This is a genomic window from Nitratireductor sp. CH_MIT9313-5 (assembly GCF_037029545.1).
Taxonomy (GTDB): domain Bacteria; phylum Pseudomonadota; class Alphaproteobacteria; order Rhizobiales; family Rhizobiaceae; genus Chelativorans.
On record NZ_JAYMER010000011.1, the window covers coordinates 147174 to 161357 of the forward strand.

13 protein-coding genes are annotated in these 14184 nt (G+C 59.7%); 10 read left to right on the plus strand and 3 right to left on the minus strand.

The features are described 5' to 3' along the window. Positions 1-24 precede the first annotated feature (24 nt). Positions 25-624, plus strand: a complete 600-nt coding sequence (locus WA367_RS04780; RefSeq protein ID WP_336055654.1) for a TadE/TadG family type IV pilus assembly protein — start codon at positions 25-27, stop codon at positions 622-624. 10 nt (positions 625-634) lie between these two features. On the opposite strand, the gene WA367_RS04785 is transcribed toward WA367_RS04780, so the two are convergent. Continuing rightward, on the minus strand, positions 635-1537 hold the full coding sequence (locus WA367_RS04785) for a phosphate/phosphite/phosphonate ABC transporter substrate-binding protein (protein WP_336055655.1): 903 nt from the start codon (positions 1535-1537) through the stop codon (positions 635-637). A gap of 175 nt (positions 1538-1712) precedes the next feature. Here WA367_RS04785 and WA367_RS04790 point away from each other — a divergent pair, with 175 nt between their 5' ends. The 8 genes from WA367_RS04790 (at position 1713) to WA367_RS04825 (ending at position 10603) form a co-directional block, all read left to right on the plus strand. Further along, positions 1713-2939, plus strand: a complete 1227-nt coding sequence (locus WA367_RS04790; RefSeq protein WP_336055656.1) for a phosphopentomutase — start codon at positions 1713-1715, stop codon at positions 2937-2939. Then, positions 2932-3825: a bifunctional DNA-formamidopyrimidine glycosylase/DNA-(apurinic or apyrimidinic site) lyase gene (gene mutM / locus WA367_RS04795; RefSeq protein ID WP_336055657.1), complete on the plus strand. Its 894-nt coding sequence runs from the start codon at positions 2932-2934 to the stop codon at positions 3823-3825. The genes WA367_RS04790 and mutM overlap by 8 nt, the downstream gene beginning before the upstream one ends. A gap of 35 nt (positions 3826-3860) precedes the next feature. Further along, a complete protein-coding gene (locus WA367_RS04800) occupies positions 3861-4634 on the plus strand; it encodes an enoyl-CoA hydratase (RefSeq protein WP_336055658.1) in 774 nt (257 codons plus the stop codon). A gap of 143 nt (positions 4635-4777) precedes the next feature. Continuing rightward, entirely contained in the window at positions 4778-5044 is a 267-nt protein-coding gene (gene rpsT / locus WA367_RS04805) for a 30S ribosomal protein S20 (protein ID WP_336055659.1), read from the plus strand. 774 nt (positions 5045-5818) lie between these two features. Beyond that, complete coding sequence (dnaA, locus tag WA367_RS04810) at positions 5819-7360, plus strand: chromosomal replication initiator protein DnaA (protein ID WP_442935540.1); 1542 nt, start codon at positions 5819-5821, stop codon at positions 7358-7360. 203 nt (positions 7361-7563) lie between these two features. Then, positions 7564-8682: a DNA polymerase III subunit beta gene (gene dnaN, locus WA367_RS04815; protein WP_336055661.1), complete on the plus strand. Its 1119-nt coding sequence runs from the start codon at positions 7564-7566 to the stop codon at positions 8680-8682. Continuing rightward, a complete protein-coding gene (gene recF, locus WA367_RS04820; protein ID WP_336055662.1) occupies positions 8679-9854 on the plus strand; it encodes a DNA replication/repair protein RecF in 1176 nt (391 codons plus the stop codon). Before dnaN ends, recF begins: the two co-directional genes overlap by 4 nt. Further along, positions 9851-10603 carry a molybdopterin-synthase adenylyltransferase MoeB gene (locus WA367_RS04825; protein WP_336055663.1) on the plus strand — a complete coding sequence of 251 codons (753 nt, stop codon included), beginning with the start codon at positions 9851-9853 and terminating at the stop codon, positions 10601-10603. Before recF ends, WA367_RS04825 begins: the two co-directional genes overlap by 4 nt. On the opposite strand, the gene WA367_RS04830 is transcribed toward WA367_RS04825, so the two are convergent. Continuing rightward, a complete protein-coding gene (locus tag WA367_RS04830; RefSeq protein WP_336055664.1) occupies positions 10591-11511 on the minus strand; it encodes a DMT family transporter in 921 nt (306 codons plus the stop codon). The two genes, WA367_RS04825 and WA367_RS04830, sit on opposite strands and share 13 nt — an antisense overlap. 96 nt (positions 11512-11607) lie before the next feature. Here WA367_RS04830 and WA367_RS04835 point away from each other — a divergent pair, with 96 nt between their 5' ends. Continuing rightward, positions 11608-13011, plus strand: a complete 1404-nt coding sequence (locus WA367_RS04835; RefSeq protein ID WP_336055665.1) for an aminotransferase-like domain-containing protein — start codon at positions 11608-11610, stop codon at positions 13009-13011. 26 nt (positions 13012-13037) lie between these two features. Here WA367_RS04835 and WA367_RS04840 read toward each other — a convergent pair whose 3' ends face one another. Beyond that, complete coding sequence (locus WA367_RS04840; RefSeq protein ID WP_336055666.1) at positions 13038-14039, minus strand: 2-hydroxyacid dehydrogenase; 1002 nt, start codon at positions 14037-14039, stop codon at positions 13038-13040. Positions 14040-14184 lie beyond the last annotated feature (145 nt).

Genomic DNA, 14184 nt, shown 5'->3' on the forward strand with positions numbered 1-14184 from the left:
AATAGATTACTTGGATTTGCTCGGATGAAACTCGGCGTCATGCAGGGTGTGGTCAAACGGTTTCGTCACGAGACCTCCGGCGTCGCTGCCGTCGAATTTGCCTTCATTGTGCCGGTTATGCTGGCGCTGTATTTTCTGACCATGGAATTCTCGCAGGCGATCGACACCAACAAGAAGGTCGGCCGCGTTGCCAGCCAGGTCGCTGATCTTGTCACTCAAGCCGGTTCCGTGGACAGAAATGACCTCGATGCGATCATGAAGATCGGGGAGTCAATCCTGCAGCCCTATGCTCGGTCCAATGTGGAAGTCGAGATCGTAGGCATCAAGATTACGGACGAGAAAGAGCCGAAAGCTCTGGTCACGTGGTCGCGGAAAATGCAGGACGGCAATTTCACCAGGGGTCTGAGCAAGGACACCGAAGTTGCGGTGCCGGACAGTTTGCTGATCCCCAACACCTTTCTGGTTCGTGCCATCTCTTCCCTTGATTATGCTCCGGTCATCACCTGGTCCGCATCTGGACGGAAGTCGACAGGACTGGTTGCAGCATTCGACAGCATCAATATGAGCGAACGCTATTTTCTGCGTCCCAGAATGTCGCCAAGCATTGATTGTGGAGACTGTTGAGCAGCAGATGTCACTGGTCAAGCACGTCCATGACCGGTTGATAATCCTCATGTGAGATCGCACCGAAACCGCCCTGCCGGATCGGCTCGAGCATCTCGTAGAGTTCGATATCCTTCTCTTTCAGGTCGATCAGGAATGTCTGTGCGATCTCGAACAACTCTTTGGGCAGATCGCTGCGCATCGCGTGCGGGCCGAAGGGGACCTTGTCCGAGCGCCAGATGACCTCGCTGGCGTCCGGTTCGAGACCCTTCTCTACGAGTCGTTCCAATGTGCCGGTGGCCTGGCTGTCATCGGTCGCCATTTCCCAGCCGAATAGCCCATCTACCTCTTTCTTGAGAAACAGCGCCTCCAACGCGCTGGCGCTTTCTGCCTTCACCAGAAACGATTCCTCACCTGACAATGGCAGGCCGTCCGGTGCGATGTTTCGCACTGGCAGCAGATGTGCGGTCAGATTGTCTGAAGGCCCGGTGCCAATCTTGAAATCATCAATCTCATCGATGCTTTCCGGTGCAGGTTTGCGGAAGATCAGAACGCTTGAGATGCCGGATGCGCCATTCGCGCTCTTGGGGGCAGCGAAGGCCTTGATGCAGTTGCAGAACAGGCTGGCAGCAGCATAGGCGGTCGACGAATAGATGCCGTAAAGCACTCTCCCGTCCGCCTGCGCCTGCATGAGACGTTGGAAGTCTGGCGCCACATAGACACGCGCCTGCAGGCCCAAAGCTTCCGAATAGGCCTTCTCAATGCGCGCAATGGCCTCGCGATCCTGCGCAAGCGGATGCTGCTCCACAAGCCCGATCCGAAAGGTTGGAACCTGTGATCGCCAATCCTCTTCCTTCGGCTTTGACGTGGCACCGGTGGCCAGTACCAGTGAAGCGCTCATACCAGCGAGCGAAAGCAGACGGGGGAGTTTCAACTTCTCGTGCTCCAAATGGAAAGTCAGGCCAGATACTACCGGCGCCACACTTTATGGTGGCTTAACCGGCGAGACTGCAACAGACAGGTTGACGCGGAAGAGATCGGGTTTGCCAATCCCGGTCGCACTGCCTACTTAGAGCGCGAGACAAACAGCCTTTCCCGGACCCACACCAATGGCGCGCGCCTTTCTTTTCGTTCTGGACTCTTTTGGAATTGGCCACGCGCCGGATGCTGCCCAGTTCGGTGATGAGGGGGCCGACACCTACGGCCATATTGCTACTGCCTGCGCTGCAGGAAAAGCAGACCGTGACGGCCTTCGTGCTGGTCCCCTGTCCTTGCCGAACATGAATGCATTGGGACTTGAAGGTGCAGCAGGTATCGCTGCCGGAAAGTCGCCGCTTGAAGACGATGCGATAACCGGCTTCTATGCCTCTGCGCAGGAGATTTCGAGCGGCAAGGACACGCCTTCGGGGCATTGGGAAATCGCTGGCGTTCCGGTGCCGTTCGAATGGGGTTATTTCCCCGATACGAGTCCCGCCTTTCCGCAAGAGCTGACACGGGCTGTGATAGCGCAAGGCAAGATCCCCGGCATCCTTGGCGATTGCCATGCGTCAGGCACCGAGATCATCGCCCGCCTCGGCGAGGAGCACATCAAAAGCGGAAAGCCAATCTGCTACACGTCGGCCGATTCGGTCTACCAGATTGCCGCCCATGAAGAGCATTTCGGCCTGGAGCGCCTCTATGAACTCTGCGAGACGGTGAGGGAGCTGGTTGATCCCTACCGGATCGGCCGGGTTATCGCTCGCCCATTTGTTGGCGAAAGCGCGGCGGACTTCGAGCGCACGGGCAACAGGCGTGACTATGCGGTGCCGCCGCCGGAGCCCACACTGCTGGATCGCGTGACGCAAGCCGGAGGCACCGTCCGCGCTGTAGGCAAGATCGGCGATATCTTCGCGCATCAGGGTGTGGGCAAGCTGTACAAGGCTTCCGGCAATGAGGCGCTTTTTGATGCGGCGCTGAAGGCGATTGAGGATGCACGCGCGGGCGATCTGGTCTTCGCCAATTTCGTCGATTTCGATTCCCTCTATGGCCATCGCCGCGATGTTGCAGGCTACGCTGCAGCGCTTGAGGCATTTGATCGGCGTCTGCCGGAAGCGCTGGCGCGTCTGCAGCAAGGCGACCTCCTCATATTGACCGCGGACCACGGTTGCGACCCCACATGGCCTGGGAGCGATCACACGCGCGAGCAGGTCCCCGTTATCGGAACCGGGCCGGGCATAGGGGCAGGAGCACGCGGTATGCGTGGGACCTTTGCCGATATCGGGGAAACGCTGGCAGAGCATCTTGGCCTTGCTGCAGGCCCGCACGGACAATCGTTTCTGAAGGCGCCGGATGCCTGAGCTGCCGGAAGTCGAAACGGTTCGCCGCGGGCTCGAACCTGCCATGCAAGGTGCCCGGATCGAGCGCCTGGAGCTCCGGCGGCCGGACTTGCGCTTCCCCTTTCCCGAAGGCTTGGCGCAATCGGTCGCCGGACAGAAGATCTCCGCCCTTGGCCGGCGGGCGAAATATCTTCTGATCCATCTGGAGAACGGGCAGGTCCTGATCTGCCATCTTGGCATGTCAGGCTCCTTCCGCGTGGAATATGGCGATGGCGCCGAGACACCTGGCCAGTTTCACATCGCACGCTCGCGGGACCAGAAGCATGATCATGTGATTTTTCACCTGCGCTCGGCAGGGCAGGAGCCGTTGCGGGTCGTATATAATGATCCGCGGCGTTTCGGGTTCATGCTTTCAACGAGCGGGGCGGATTTGCATGATCATCCCCTGCTGGCGCATCTTGGACTGGAGCCGACCGGAAATGCGCTGTCAGCCGAGGCATTGGCAACCATGTTCGCCAACAGGTCAACCTCGCTCAAGGCGGCACTCATGGATCAGAGCCTCATCTCGGGCCTGGGAAATATATATGTGTGCGAAGCGCTGTGGCGTGCCGGGCTTTCTCCGCGTCGGAAGGCCTCGACGCTTGTGACAAGGGCGGGACAACCAACGCCCCGTGCAGCACGCCTGGCGCAGGCCATCCGCGCGGTGATCGCCGAAGCCATCGCATCCGGCGGTTCCACATTGCGCGATCACGCGCAGACCGACGGCTCGCTTGGCTATTTCCAGCACAGCTTCAGCGTCTACGACCGAGAGGCCGTCGCCTGTCCGCGTGCGCAATGCACCGGCACGGTCAAACGCGTTGTGCAGAATGGCCGCTCCACTTTCTATTGCCCCTCCTGCCAGCGTTAGCTAACCATGAGCGCAAGCAATCAGAGAGGACTTCCATGGCATATGAGACCATCCTGGTGGAGACCCGCGGCCGCGTCGGTCTCATCACGCTGAACCGGCCAAAGGCGCTGAATGCGCTGAATGCCCAGGTGCAGGACGAGATCGTCCGTGCCGCGCAGGCTTTCGACGAGAATGCCAAGATCGGCGCGATTGTCATTACCGGTTCCGAGAAGGCCTTCGCCGCCGGTGCTGACATCAAGGAGATGCAGCCCAAGACCTATATCGAGACCTATATGGAGGACATGTTCTCCGGATGGGATGCTCTGACGCGGGTGCGCAAACCTGTCATCGCCGCGGTGGCGGGCTATGCCCTGGGTGGTGGCTGCGAGCTTGCTATGATGTGCGACTTCATCATTGCTGCGGACAATGCCCGTTTCGGTCAGCCTGAAATCACCATCGGCGTCATGCCGGGCATGGGCGGTTCCCAGCGCCTCACCCGCTTCGTCGGCAAGTCCAAGGCGATGGAAATGTGCCTGACCGGCCGCATGATGGATGCCGAGGAGGCAGAGCGCAGTGGGCTGGTCTCACGCGTCGTGCCCGCGGGCGAGCTTCTGGAAGAGGTGTTGAAGGTGGCGGGCAAGATCGCCGAATTCTCCATGCCGGCTGTCATGATGACGAAAGAAGCTGTCAACCGCGCTTACGAGACCACGCTCTCCGAGGGCGTTCGTTTTGAGCGTCGGGTCTTCCATGCCATGTTTGCACTCGATGATCAGAAGGAAGGTATGGCGGCATTCAGCGAAAAGCGTTCCGCGCAGTTCAAGAACCGCTAAGACAATCGTTGACGTACGCCCATGAGTGAACTATAAGCCGCCCGACTGAGGTGGCCGCTGGCTGCCCTTTTTGTTTTCCCGATAATGCGGCCCGACTGGTTGAGACGCCGACCGGCTGCGACAGATGAACGAGAGAGGTCCTAATGGCCAATACGACTTCGGCCAAGAAGGCGGTTCGCAAGATTGCCCGCCGTACTGCGGTTAACAAGAACCGTCGCTCGCGCGTGCGCACCTTCGTGCGCAAGGTCGAGGAAGCGCTGGTCGCTGGTGACAAGACGGCAGCTCAGGAAGCTCTGAAGGCTGCACAGCCGGAGCTGATGCGTGCTGCGACCAAGGGCGTTCTGCACAAGAACACCGCGTCGCGGAAGGTTTCCCGACTCGCACAGCGTGTAAAGGCCCTGAACGCCTGATAGGCGCAAGAGTCGCGCGAACAACCCGGCCTGGTGCCGGGTTTTTCTTTGCCGCCGAATTTCTTTCCGTTGCCATGCCTCATGCGTGGCGGCGCTTTTTGTGTTTGTTTGGTCGGCATATTAACCTGAGTCTCTAGGAACCTTGTCTTAAAGACTCGCGCCAAAACCGGCTTTCAGAGCGGATTGTTAAGTGAATCCAGCGGCTTACGAAATGTTATCCACAGGATGTGAACAGTCATCTACAGCGCTTCAGGCTGCCTCAGAGTCAAGCCTCTTTTTTAAGATTTTTTTGCAGATTGGCTGGCGAGCGGTCACCATTTGAAAAGGTACTTGAATCCAAAAGGCTTATCCGAGCCAGGCGCTCAAAAGTTGCATTCGACGAGCTACGCAATGAGAAGATTCAGCCAAAAAAGGCTTAGCCGCATACTTGCCCTTTCCACAGGGTTTTCGGTAATGTCTACCCATCGAGAGCGCAGGCCCGTGGCCTGAAAAACAGCCAGAAAAGGCGAGGGTTGTGACGTGGTCCTATGGCCGCGTAACGGAGAAGCTGTGCGCTCACGAATGTGGGTTGGGGTCGTATAGGATACGCTCGAAAGTTGGAGAGAGTTCGCGTTCTGGTAGAGGCCGGAAGCGCTGTTCTTGTGCCTGACGACAGGGGAAAGAGGTTGACGATACGAGGAAAGAGATAAGTAGGGTGATGCCGCAAGCGGCATGATCACGGGGATGAATGGCGAAAAGCCTTCTCAGGACTTTATAAAAAGCAGGGATACAGGGATGCAAAGCGGCGCTGAAAGAGAAACTGAGGGCGGATTCTCTTATAACAATGCAGAAAAGCAGGGCGACGGAATGAACGGGGCGGCAGGTGCAGAGGCAGTTTTCGAGCGTGTAAGGGCACAGCTCAAGGCGCGTCTTGGTACCGAGGTCTATTCAAGCTGGTTCGGTCGCATGAAAGTGGCTGAGGCTTCCAAGGGGCTTGTGCGCATTTCCGTGCCGACCGCTTTCCTCCGCTCCTGGATCAACGGGCACTATCTCGACCTGATCACCGAGCTCTGGCAGCGCGAAGACAAGTCCGTGCTCAAGGTGGAAGTCGTGGTCCGCACGGCAACCCGCCACACTGCACCGCGCAGCGATGCCAAGACCGCAACGACGCGAAAGGTCATGCCGCAGCCACAGACCGCACTTGGCGCGAACAATCTGCCCAACACCCGCAACGAGCGCACACCTGCCGCACCGGTCGCTCGTGCGGAACAGTCTGCCCGTCCGAACATCTTCGGCTCGCCCCTCGACAGCCGTTATACCTTTGAATCCTTCATCGAAGGCGGCTCCAATCGCGTGGCATGTGCTGCCGCGCGCACAGTTGCCGAATCCGCCTCTGCCGCCGCCCGGTTCAACCCGCTCTTCCTCCATGCATCCGTGGGGCTGGGAAAGACTCACCTTCTGCAGGCCATCGCCGCTGCTTCCCTGGAGCGCCGCCCGCAGGCTCGCGTGGTCTATCTGACGGCTGAATATTTCATGTGGCGCTTTGCCACCGCGATCCGCGACAATAATGCGCTGACCCTGAAGGAACAGCTGCGCGACATTGATCTTCTGATCATCGACGACATGCAGTTCCTGCAGGGCAAGTCGATCCAGAACGAGTTCTGCCACCTCTTGAACATGCTGCTCGACAGCGCCAAGCAGGTCGTGGTGGCCGCCGACCGTCCGGCTTCCGAACTGGAATCGCTGGAGCCACGTGTGAAGTCGCGCCTCAATGGTGGTGTTTCGCTGGAAATTGCAGCACCCGACTATGAGCTGCGCCTTGCCATGCTCAAGCAGCGCCTTGCTTCGGCGAAAACCGAAGACAACTCACTGGATATCCCGGAAGAGGTTCTCGAGCATGTCGCACGCACCGTGACCGGCAGCGGACGCGAGCTCGAAGGCGCCTTCAACCAGCTCGTCTTCCGTCATTCCTTCGAGCCCAACATCACGCTGGAGCGTATTGACGAGATTCTCGGGCCGGTTTGCCGAGCAGGTGAGCCCAAGCGCGTGCGCATCGAAGACATTCAGCGGATCGTCGCGCGGCACTACAATGTGTCGAAGACGGAGCTTCTGTCGAACCGCCGCACCCGCACCATCGTGAAGCCGCGTCAGGTGGCGATGTATCTGTCCAAGGTACTCACCCCGCGCTCCCTGCCGGAAATCGGCCGGCGCTTTGGTGGCCGCGATCACACCACGGTGCTGCACGCCGTACGCAAGATCGAAGGCCTGTCGAGCGATGACGGGCAGCTGGCACAGGAAATCGAACTCCTGAAGCGTCTGATCAGCGATCAGGCTTAAGGCTCCCCGCCGAGGTGTCGAACCGGCACCTTGGCTTTTCCCCAGAAACCAACAGGCTGAAGCCTGCGCGACTTGCGCGGGCTTGCCTTTCGTTCTTATTTCCTGTCAGTTTGCAGCGAAATTCGGCGCATCTTCAAGGGTGCGTTGCAAGCGGGCCGTTCCGGTCCGACCGAGCATTTTTCACAGGGCGAGATTGACTGGTCATGCGCGTAATTCTGGAACGCTCTAATCTTCTGAAATCCCTGAGCCACGTCTACCGCGTGGTTGAGCGGCGCAACACGATCCCGATCCTGTCCAATGTGTTGCTGTCGGCTGACGGTCAAAGCCTCGAACTGAAGGCCACCGACCTTGACCTCTCGGTTACGGAAGCCACGGCTGCAAATGTCGAGCAGGCAGGCGCGACGACCGTTCCTGCCCATCTGCTGCACGACATCGTGCGCAAGCTGCCTGACGGCTCGGAAGTGATGCTGAAGCTCGACGAGAGCGGCAACTCCATGACGGTTGCCGCTGGTCGCTCCTCCTTCCGCCTGCAGTGCCTGCCCAAGGCGGATTTCCCCGAACTCGCGGCAAGCGGCTTCTCGCACATGTTCCGCATGGAATCGTCCGATCTGCGTGACCTGATCGACAAGACCCAGTTCGCGATTTCGACCGAGGAAACGCGCTACTATCTCAATGGTATCTATTTCCACGCCGTGGAGGTGGACGGCAAGCTGAAGCTGCGTTCGGTCGCAACCGACGGCCACCGCCTTGCGCGTGCCGAAATCGAGGCGCCGGCCGGTTGCGAGGGCATGCCCGGCATCATCATTCCGCGCAAGACCGTTGGTGAATTGCAGAAGCTGGTCGATGATCCCGATGTGGCGGTAACGGTCGAGCTGTCTGAAACCAAGATCCGCTTCACCATCGGCGCAATCGTTCTGACTTCAAAACTGATCGACGGTACATTCCCGGATTACCAGCGCGTGATCCCGACCGGCAATGACAAGGAACTGATCATCGACCGCCAGAGCTTCTCGGCCGCGGTCGATCGTGTCTCCACCGTCTCGTCCGAGCGTGGCCGCGCGGTTAAGCTTTCCATCACGGAAGGACAGGTGACGCTCACCGTCAACAATCCCGATTCGGGCAGCGCAACGGAAGAAATTCCCGCAGGTTACGAGTCCGATCCGATCGAGATCGGTTTCAATGCGCGCTACCTGCTCGATGTTGCAGGCCAGCTTTCAGGCTCCGACGCGAAGTTCATGCTGGCTGATGCCGGTTCACCCACGATCATCCAGGACACGTCCGACACCGCGACGCTTTATGTCCTGATGCCGATGCGGGTGTGACGAACAAGCCCGCGCAGGATCAGCAGGCGAGGCGGCCTGAGCAGGTTTACCTCTCACGCCTCGCGCTGACCGATTTCAGAAACTATCAGACGCTTTCACTCGCGCTCAAACCCGGTCCCGTCGTGCTGACGGGGCAGAATGGCGCGGGCAAGACCAATCTTCTGGAAGCGGTCTCCTTTCTCTCGCCAGGTCGCGGACTGCGCCGCGCGACGCTGGATGAGGTCGCACGCGTGGGCGCGACCGGCGGCTTCGGCGTGCACGCCAATCTGCACGGGCCATTCGACGAATGTGCCATCGGCACCGGGACGGTTGGCGTGGCGCCGGGGGAAAGCGGGCGCCGCGTGCGCATCAATGGCGAAGCCGCGCGCAATGCGGATGCGCTTCTGGAATATCTGCGCGTCATGTGGGTCACACCCGCCATGGACACGCTCTTCACCGGCCCGGCCGCCGACCGTCGTCGCTTTCTGGACCGGTTGGTTCTTGCCATAGACCCCGCCCATGGAAGGCGCACGCTCGACTATGAAAAGGCCATGCGCCAGCGAAACCGCCTGCTTGCCGACGAGGTGCGCGACGATGGGTGGTTTGCAGCCATCGAGACACAGATGGCAGAAACGGGCGTGGCAATCGCGGCAGCACGTGCGGAGATGATTCGCCTTCTGACGGCCATGATCGCCCGATTGCCTGCAGATGGTGCTTTTCCCAAGGCGCTTCTGGCGCTTGAAGGGCCGGTGGATGCGCAGATCGGGCAGCGTCCGGCCGTGGATGTCGAAGAGGATTTTCGCGCCCGCCTGGCCGATGGCCGCTGGCGTGACCGGGCAGCAGGGCGAACACTTGAAGGTCCGCATCGTACCGAACTGCTCGTGCGCCACGAGCCGAAGGACATGCCTGCCGAGCGTTGCTCCACCGGCGAGCAGAAGGCGCTGCTTCTGGGCCTTGTTCTCGCCCATGCAAGGCTGACGGCAGAAATGTCGGGCACGGCACCTGTGCTTCTGCTGGACGAGATATCGGCGCATTTCGATGCCGACCGAAGGGCTGCCCTGTTTGCCATTCTTGAAGAGATCAACTGCCAGGCATTCATGACGGGAACGGAGGCCAGCCTCTTTGACAGTCTCGGCGGCAAGGCGATGTTCCTCACCGTATCCAGTGGCAGTGTGAAGGAGATGGAGCCGTGAGCGATGCCCGCTTGAGCCCCGATGAGCTTGAACGCTATGCCCGCCACATCGTGTTGCCGGAGATAGGCGGCGCGGGCCAGCAGAAGATGAAGCGCGCCCGTGTACTGGTGCTGGGTGCAGGCGGTCTTGGCGCTCCGGTCATTCTCTATCTTGCAGCAGCCGGTATCGGAACGATCGGCGTCGTTGATGATGATGTGGTTTCCCTGTCCAATCTTCAGCGCCAGGTGCTGCACGCAACCGGCATGGTTGGCGAAAAGAAGGTGGAAAGTGCAGCTGGTGCGGTTGAGCGTCTCAACCCACATGTGAGCCTTGTGCCCCATGACCTCAGGCTAGATGAAACCAATGCCGCGGCGCTGGTGCGCCAATACGACGTCGTGGTCGATGGCTCCGACAATTTCGCGACACGCTATCTCCTTGCCGATATGTGTTTGGCGGAGAAAAAGCCGCTCGTGACAAGCGCGGTAGGCCGGTTCGATGGCTCGCTGACGGTGTTGAAGCCTTACGAGAAGGATGAGAAGGGCAACCGGCGCCCTTCCTATCGCGAACTCTTTCCCGAGCCCCCGCCTGCGGGTGTCGTCCCAAGCTGCGCGGAAGCGGGTATCGTAGGCGCGCTGACCGGCGTCATGGGTTCGCTGCAGGCCATGGAAGTCATCAAGCTCGTGACCGGCATCGGTGAGCCGCTGCTTGGACGGTTGCTGCTCTACGACGCGCTTGCCGCACGTTTCGAGACGATCAGCTATGGCTCTTGAGATTGGCGGATGCAGGCTTTCGCCGCCGTGCGGGAATCCGGGTATCTCTTTGCGTATCGCCGTGCCAAAGCCACGGAACATATGACCCCGAAGGTGACAATACCCATCAGTGGATCGATGGTTTCACCCAGAATAAGCGCTGCAAGACACAAGCCCATGAACGGCTGAAGCAGTTGAAGCTGGCTCACCGCTGCAGTGCCTCCCTGAGCCAGTCCGCGATACCAGAATATGAACCCGACCAACATTGAGAAGACGGAGACGTAAGCCAGGCCCGCCCAGGATGATATACTGATGCCGTCCCATGTGGCGGGAAGCAGGAAAAGGCTTCCTGCGAACATGAATGGCAGTGACAAGATCAGAGCCCAGCATATGACCTGCCATCCGCCAAGGCTGCGGGAAAGGTGCGCGCCTTCCGCATAGCCAAGGCCGCAGATAAGGATTGCGGCCAACATGTAGAGATCGCCTGAGGAGGCCTGGCCTCCACCACTCGCGACTGCGTATCCCGCCACAAGGGAACTGCCGAGAACCGAAAAGAGCCAGAACATCGGGTGCGGTCTGTCCCCACCGCGCATGGCGCCGAATATGGCCGTCGCGATTGGAAGCAGCCCGATAAAGACGATGGAACGCGCGGCGGTTATCGTCTCCAGCGCCAGTGCTGTCAGCAGCGGGAAACCCACGACCACTCCGGCTGCTATCACGGCAAGCGAGTTGACTTCATTGCGGTGCGGGCGCGCTGGGCGCAGTGCTGCAATAATCCCGACTGCAAGAATGCCGGCCAAGAGGGCACGTGCTGCAGTGAGAAAAAGCGGATCGAAGCCTGCGACCGCCAGCCGAGTGGCAGGCAGTGAGCCGCTGAATATCGCCACTCCGAGCAGCCCGTTGATGAAGCCCAGCCAGGTTGTTTTCATTTCTCAGGATTCCCATTCAAGACGGCTACCATCTGCTTCTGGCTTGCCCTGTTCTTCAGAAACAGAGATGTTTCAGGACAATTTGGGGAAACTGTAATGGTGAAAGAAGCGGTACGGTTCGGAGGCTCCACGCATGGCACGCTGACGCGGGACGTGATGGAGAACATGCGCAGGCGCATAGCCAGCAGGGCCCTGCTGCCAGGCGCAAGGCTGCCTTCCATCCGCCAGACGGCAGCGGCATTGAAGGTCTCGAAGGCCACGGTCGTGGAAGCCTATGATCGACTCGTTGCCAATGGGGAGATAGTCGCGCGCAAGGGGTCTGGTTTCTACGTCAGCGCACGAGCCGCTCCGCTACAACTTTCGCCCCGCCAGTCGGCAAAACGGGAGATAGACCCGTTCTGGGTGTCCCGCCTGTCACTTGAACCTGCGTCCGGCACCTTGATGCCCGGCTGCGGCTGGTTGCCGAAGGATTGGATGCCGCAAAAGGCGCTTACACGAGCGCTTCGCAAAATGGCGCGTGAGGAAGGCGACGCATTGGTCGAATATGGCTCTCCCATGGGAGAGGCGGCATTGCGGCAGAGACTGGCCGCCCGTTTTGCAGATAACGGCGTGACAGCGGCCCCGGACCAGATACTGCTAACGGGATCGGGCACACAGGCGATCGATCTTGTTTGCCGCTTGCTGATCGAGCCGGGCGACTGCGTGCTTCTGGATGACCCTTGCTACTTCAACTTCCAGACCCTTCTGAAGGCACATCGGGTGCGGATTGTTCGAGCGCCATATCTGGATGATGGGCCGGACATGGATATTTTCGAAGCGACGCTTCGCCGTGAAAAGCCGCGCCTCTACATCACCAATTCTGCGCTGCATAATCCTACGGGAGCAGCGCTTTCGCCCGTCAAGGCTCATCGTGTTTTGAAGGCAGCGGAAGAGGCAGGCATGGTGATCGTTGAAGATGACATATTCGCCGATTTCGAAACCGCGCCGGCGCCACGTCTTGCCGCATTCGACGGGTTCGAATCCGTGGTTCAGATCGGAAGCTTCTCCAAGACCCTCTCGGCAGGCATCCGCTGTGGCTACATAGCGGCACGGGCCGATTGGATAGAGCGTCTGGTCGATCTGAAGATCGCCACGAGTTTTGGCAGCGATGCCTTTTCGCAAAAGCTTGTGTTGAGCCTGCTGGAAGATGGCTCCTATCGCAAGCATCTGGACCATGTGCGATTGCGCCTTGCGCAAAAAATGCGCGAGACTGAGCTAAAGCTGCGCCCTATTGGCATCACTCCCGCATATTCGCCAAATGGAGGCATGTTTCTGTGGTGCCGTTTGCCTGAGGGCTTTGATGCAGGTGAGATTGCAAGGCAGGCCATGACCCACGACATCGTGCTGGCACCGGGACAGGTCTTCTCATGCGCAGACGATGCAGGGCGATATATGCGCTTCAACGTTTCGCGCTGCGATGATGAGCGCATCCACGCGTTTCTGGCCAACACACTTCGCTAGAAGCCGGGCATATGGCGCCTTGCCGCCTACACCTTGCGGGGGATCACGCGGTCGGGCGGGCGGTGGCCGTCGAAGAGGGTGCGGATATTGATGATGACCTTCTCGCCCATGTCGATGCGGCCTTCGATCGTGGCCGAGCCCATGTGAGGAAGAATGACCACCTTGCCCTGCGCCGCAAGCTTCACGAGCTTCTTGTTGACGGCAGGCTCGTGCTCAAACACGTCGAGGCCCGCACCGGCGAGCTTGCCCTGTTCAAGCATCTCGATCAGCGCGTCTTCATCAACAATGTCGCCGCGCGCGGTATTCACGATGAAGGCACTCGGCTGAAGCAGCGCCAGGCGCCGTGCCGACAGGAGATGGAAGGTTGCCGGCGTCGAGGGACAATTGACCGAAATGATATCCATGCGGGCCAGCATCTGGTCGAGACTGTCCCAATAGGTCGCCTCCAACTCGTCCTCGATCATCGGCGCGACGCGATGGCGGTTGTGATAGTGGATGGACAGGCCAAAAGCCTTGGCGCGGCGGGCAACGGCGGTGCCTATGCGACCCATGCCGACAATGCCAAGCCGCTTGCCCCAGATGCGCCGACCCAGCATCCATGTGGGCGACCAACCGGCCCACTTTCCGTCATCCTTCAGGATCTCGGCACCTTCTGTCAGGCGGCGTGGCACGGCCAGCATCAGGGCCATGGTCATGTCGGCCGTGTCCTCGTTGAGGACATTGGGCGTATTGGTGACGGTAATGCCCTTGGCAGCAGCCGCGGCGACATCGATATTGTCGACACCATTGCCGTAATTGGCGATGAGGCGCAGATTTGGCCCGGCCTGCTCGATAAGAGCGGCGTCGATGCGATCCGTGATGGTTGGCACCAGCACGTCAGCCTCCCGGATGGCGGCCACCAGCTCCGGCTGGGTCATCGGTCGGTCTTCGAGGTTCAGGCGCGCATCGAACAATTCGCGCATCCGCGTCTCGACCTGGTCGGGCAATTTGCGGGTGATGACGACAAGGGGCTTCTTGCTGCCTGCCATGAATACCTCGAAACGCGTCTGTTGAGACCTCTTTAACCAAGATCGGCGACAATTCCTGTCTTGCCGTCACCGCCTGGTCCGGCCGAGCGCCTTGATGTCTACCAAGCAGGCTGCGCGAAGACAAAGAAAAACCAGGTGGAGATGT

What these genes read in the sequence shown, in the direction of transcription:
- dnaN (WP_336055661.1), top strand. Translation starts at nt 7,564, where the DNA reads ATGCGCGTAATTCTGGAACGCTCTAATCTTCTGAAATCCCTGAGCCAC.
- rpsT (WP_336055659.1), top strand. Translation starts at nt 4,778, where the DNA reads ATGGCCAATACGACTTCGGCCAAGAAGGCGGTTCGCAAGATTGCCCGC.
- WA367_RS04780 (WP_336055654.1), top strand. Translation starts at nt 25, where the DNA reads ATGAAACTCGGCGTCATGCAGGGTGTGGTCAAACGGTTTCGTCACGAG.
- WA367_RS04835 (WP_336055665.1), top strand. Translation starts at nt 11,608, where the DNA reads ATGGTGAAAGAAGCGGTACGGTTCGGAGGCTCCACGCATGGCACGCTG.
- WA367_RS04830 (WP_336055664.1), bottom strand. Translation starts at nt 11,511, where the DNA reads ATGAAAACAACCTGGCTGGGCTTCATCAACGGGCTGCTCGGAGTGGCG.
- mutM (WP_336055657.1), top strand. Translation starts at nt 2,932, where the DNA reads ATGCCTGAGCTGCCGGAAGTCGAAACGGTTCGCCGCGGGCTCGAACCT.
- dnaA (WP_442935540.1), top strand. Translation starts at nt 5,819, where the DNA reads ATGCAAAGCGGCGCTGAAAGAGAAACTGAGGGCGGATTCTCTTATAAC.
- WA367_RS04840 (WP_336055666.1), bottom strand. Translation starts at nt 14,039, where the DNA reads ATGGCAGGCAGCAAGAAGCCCCTTGTCGTCATCACCCGCAAATTGCCC.
- WA367_RS04790 (WP_336055656.1), top strand. Translation starts at nt 1,713, where the DNA reads ATGGCGCGCGCCTTTCTTTTCGTTCTGGACTCTTTTGGAATTGGCCAC.
- WA367_RS04800 (WP_336055658.1), top strand. Translation starts at nt 3,861, where the DNA reads ATGGCATATGAGACCATCCTGGTGGAGACCCGCGGCCGCGTCGGTCTC.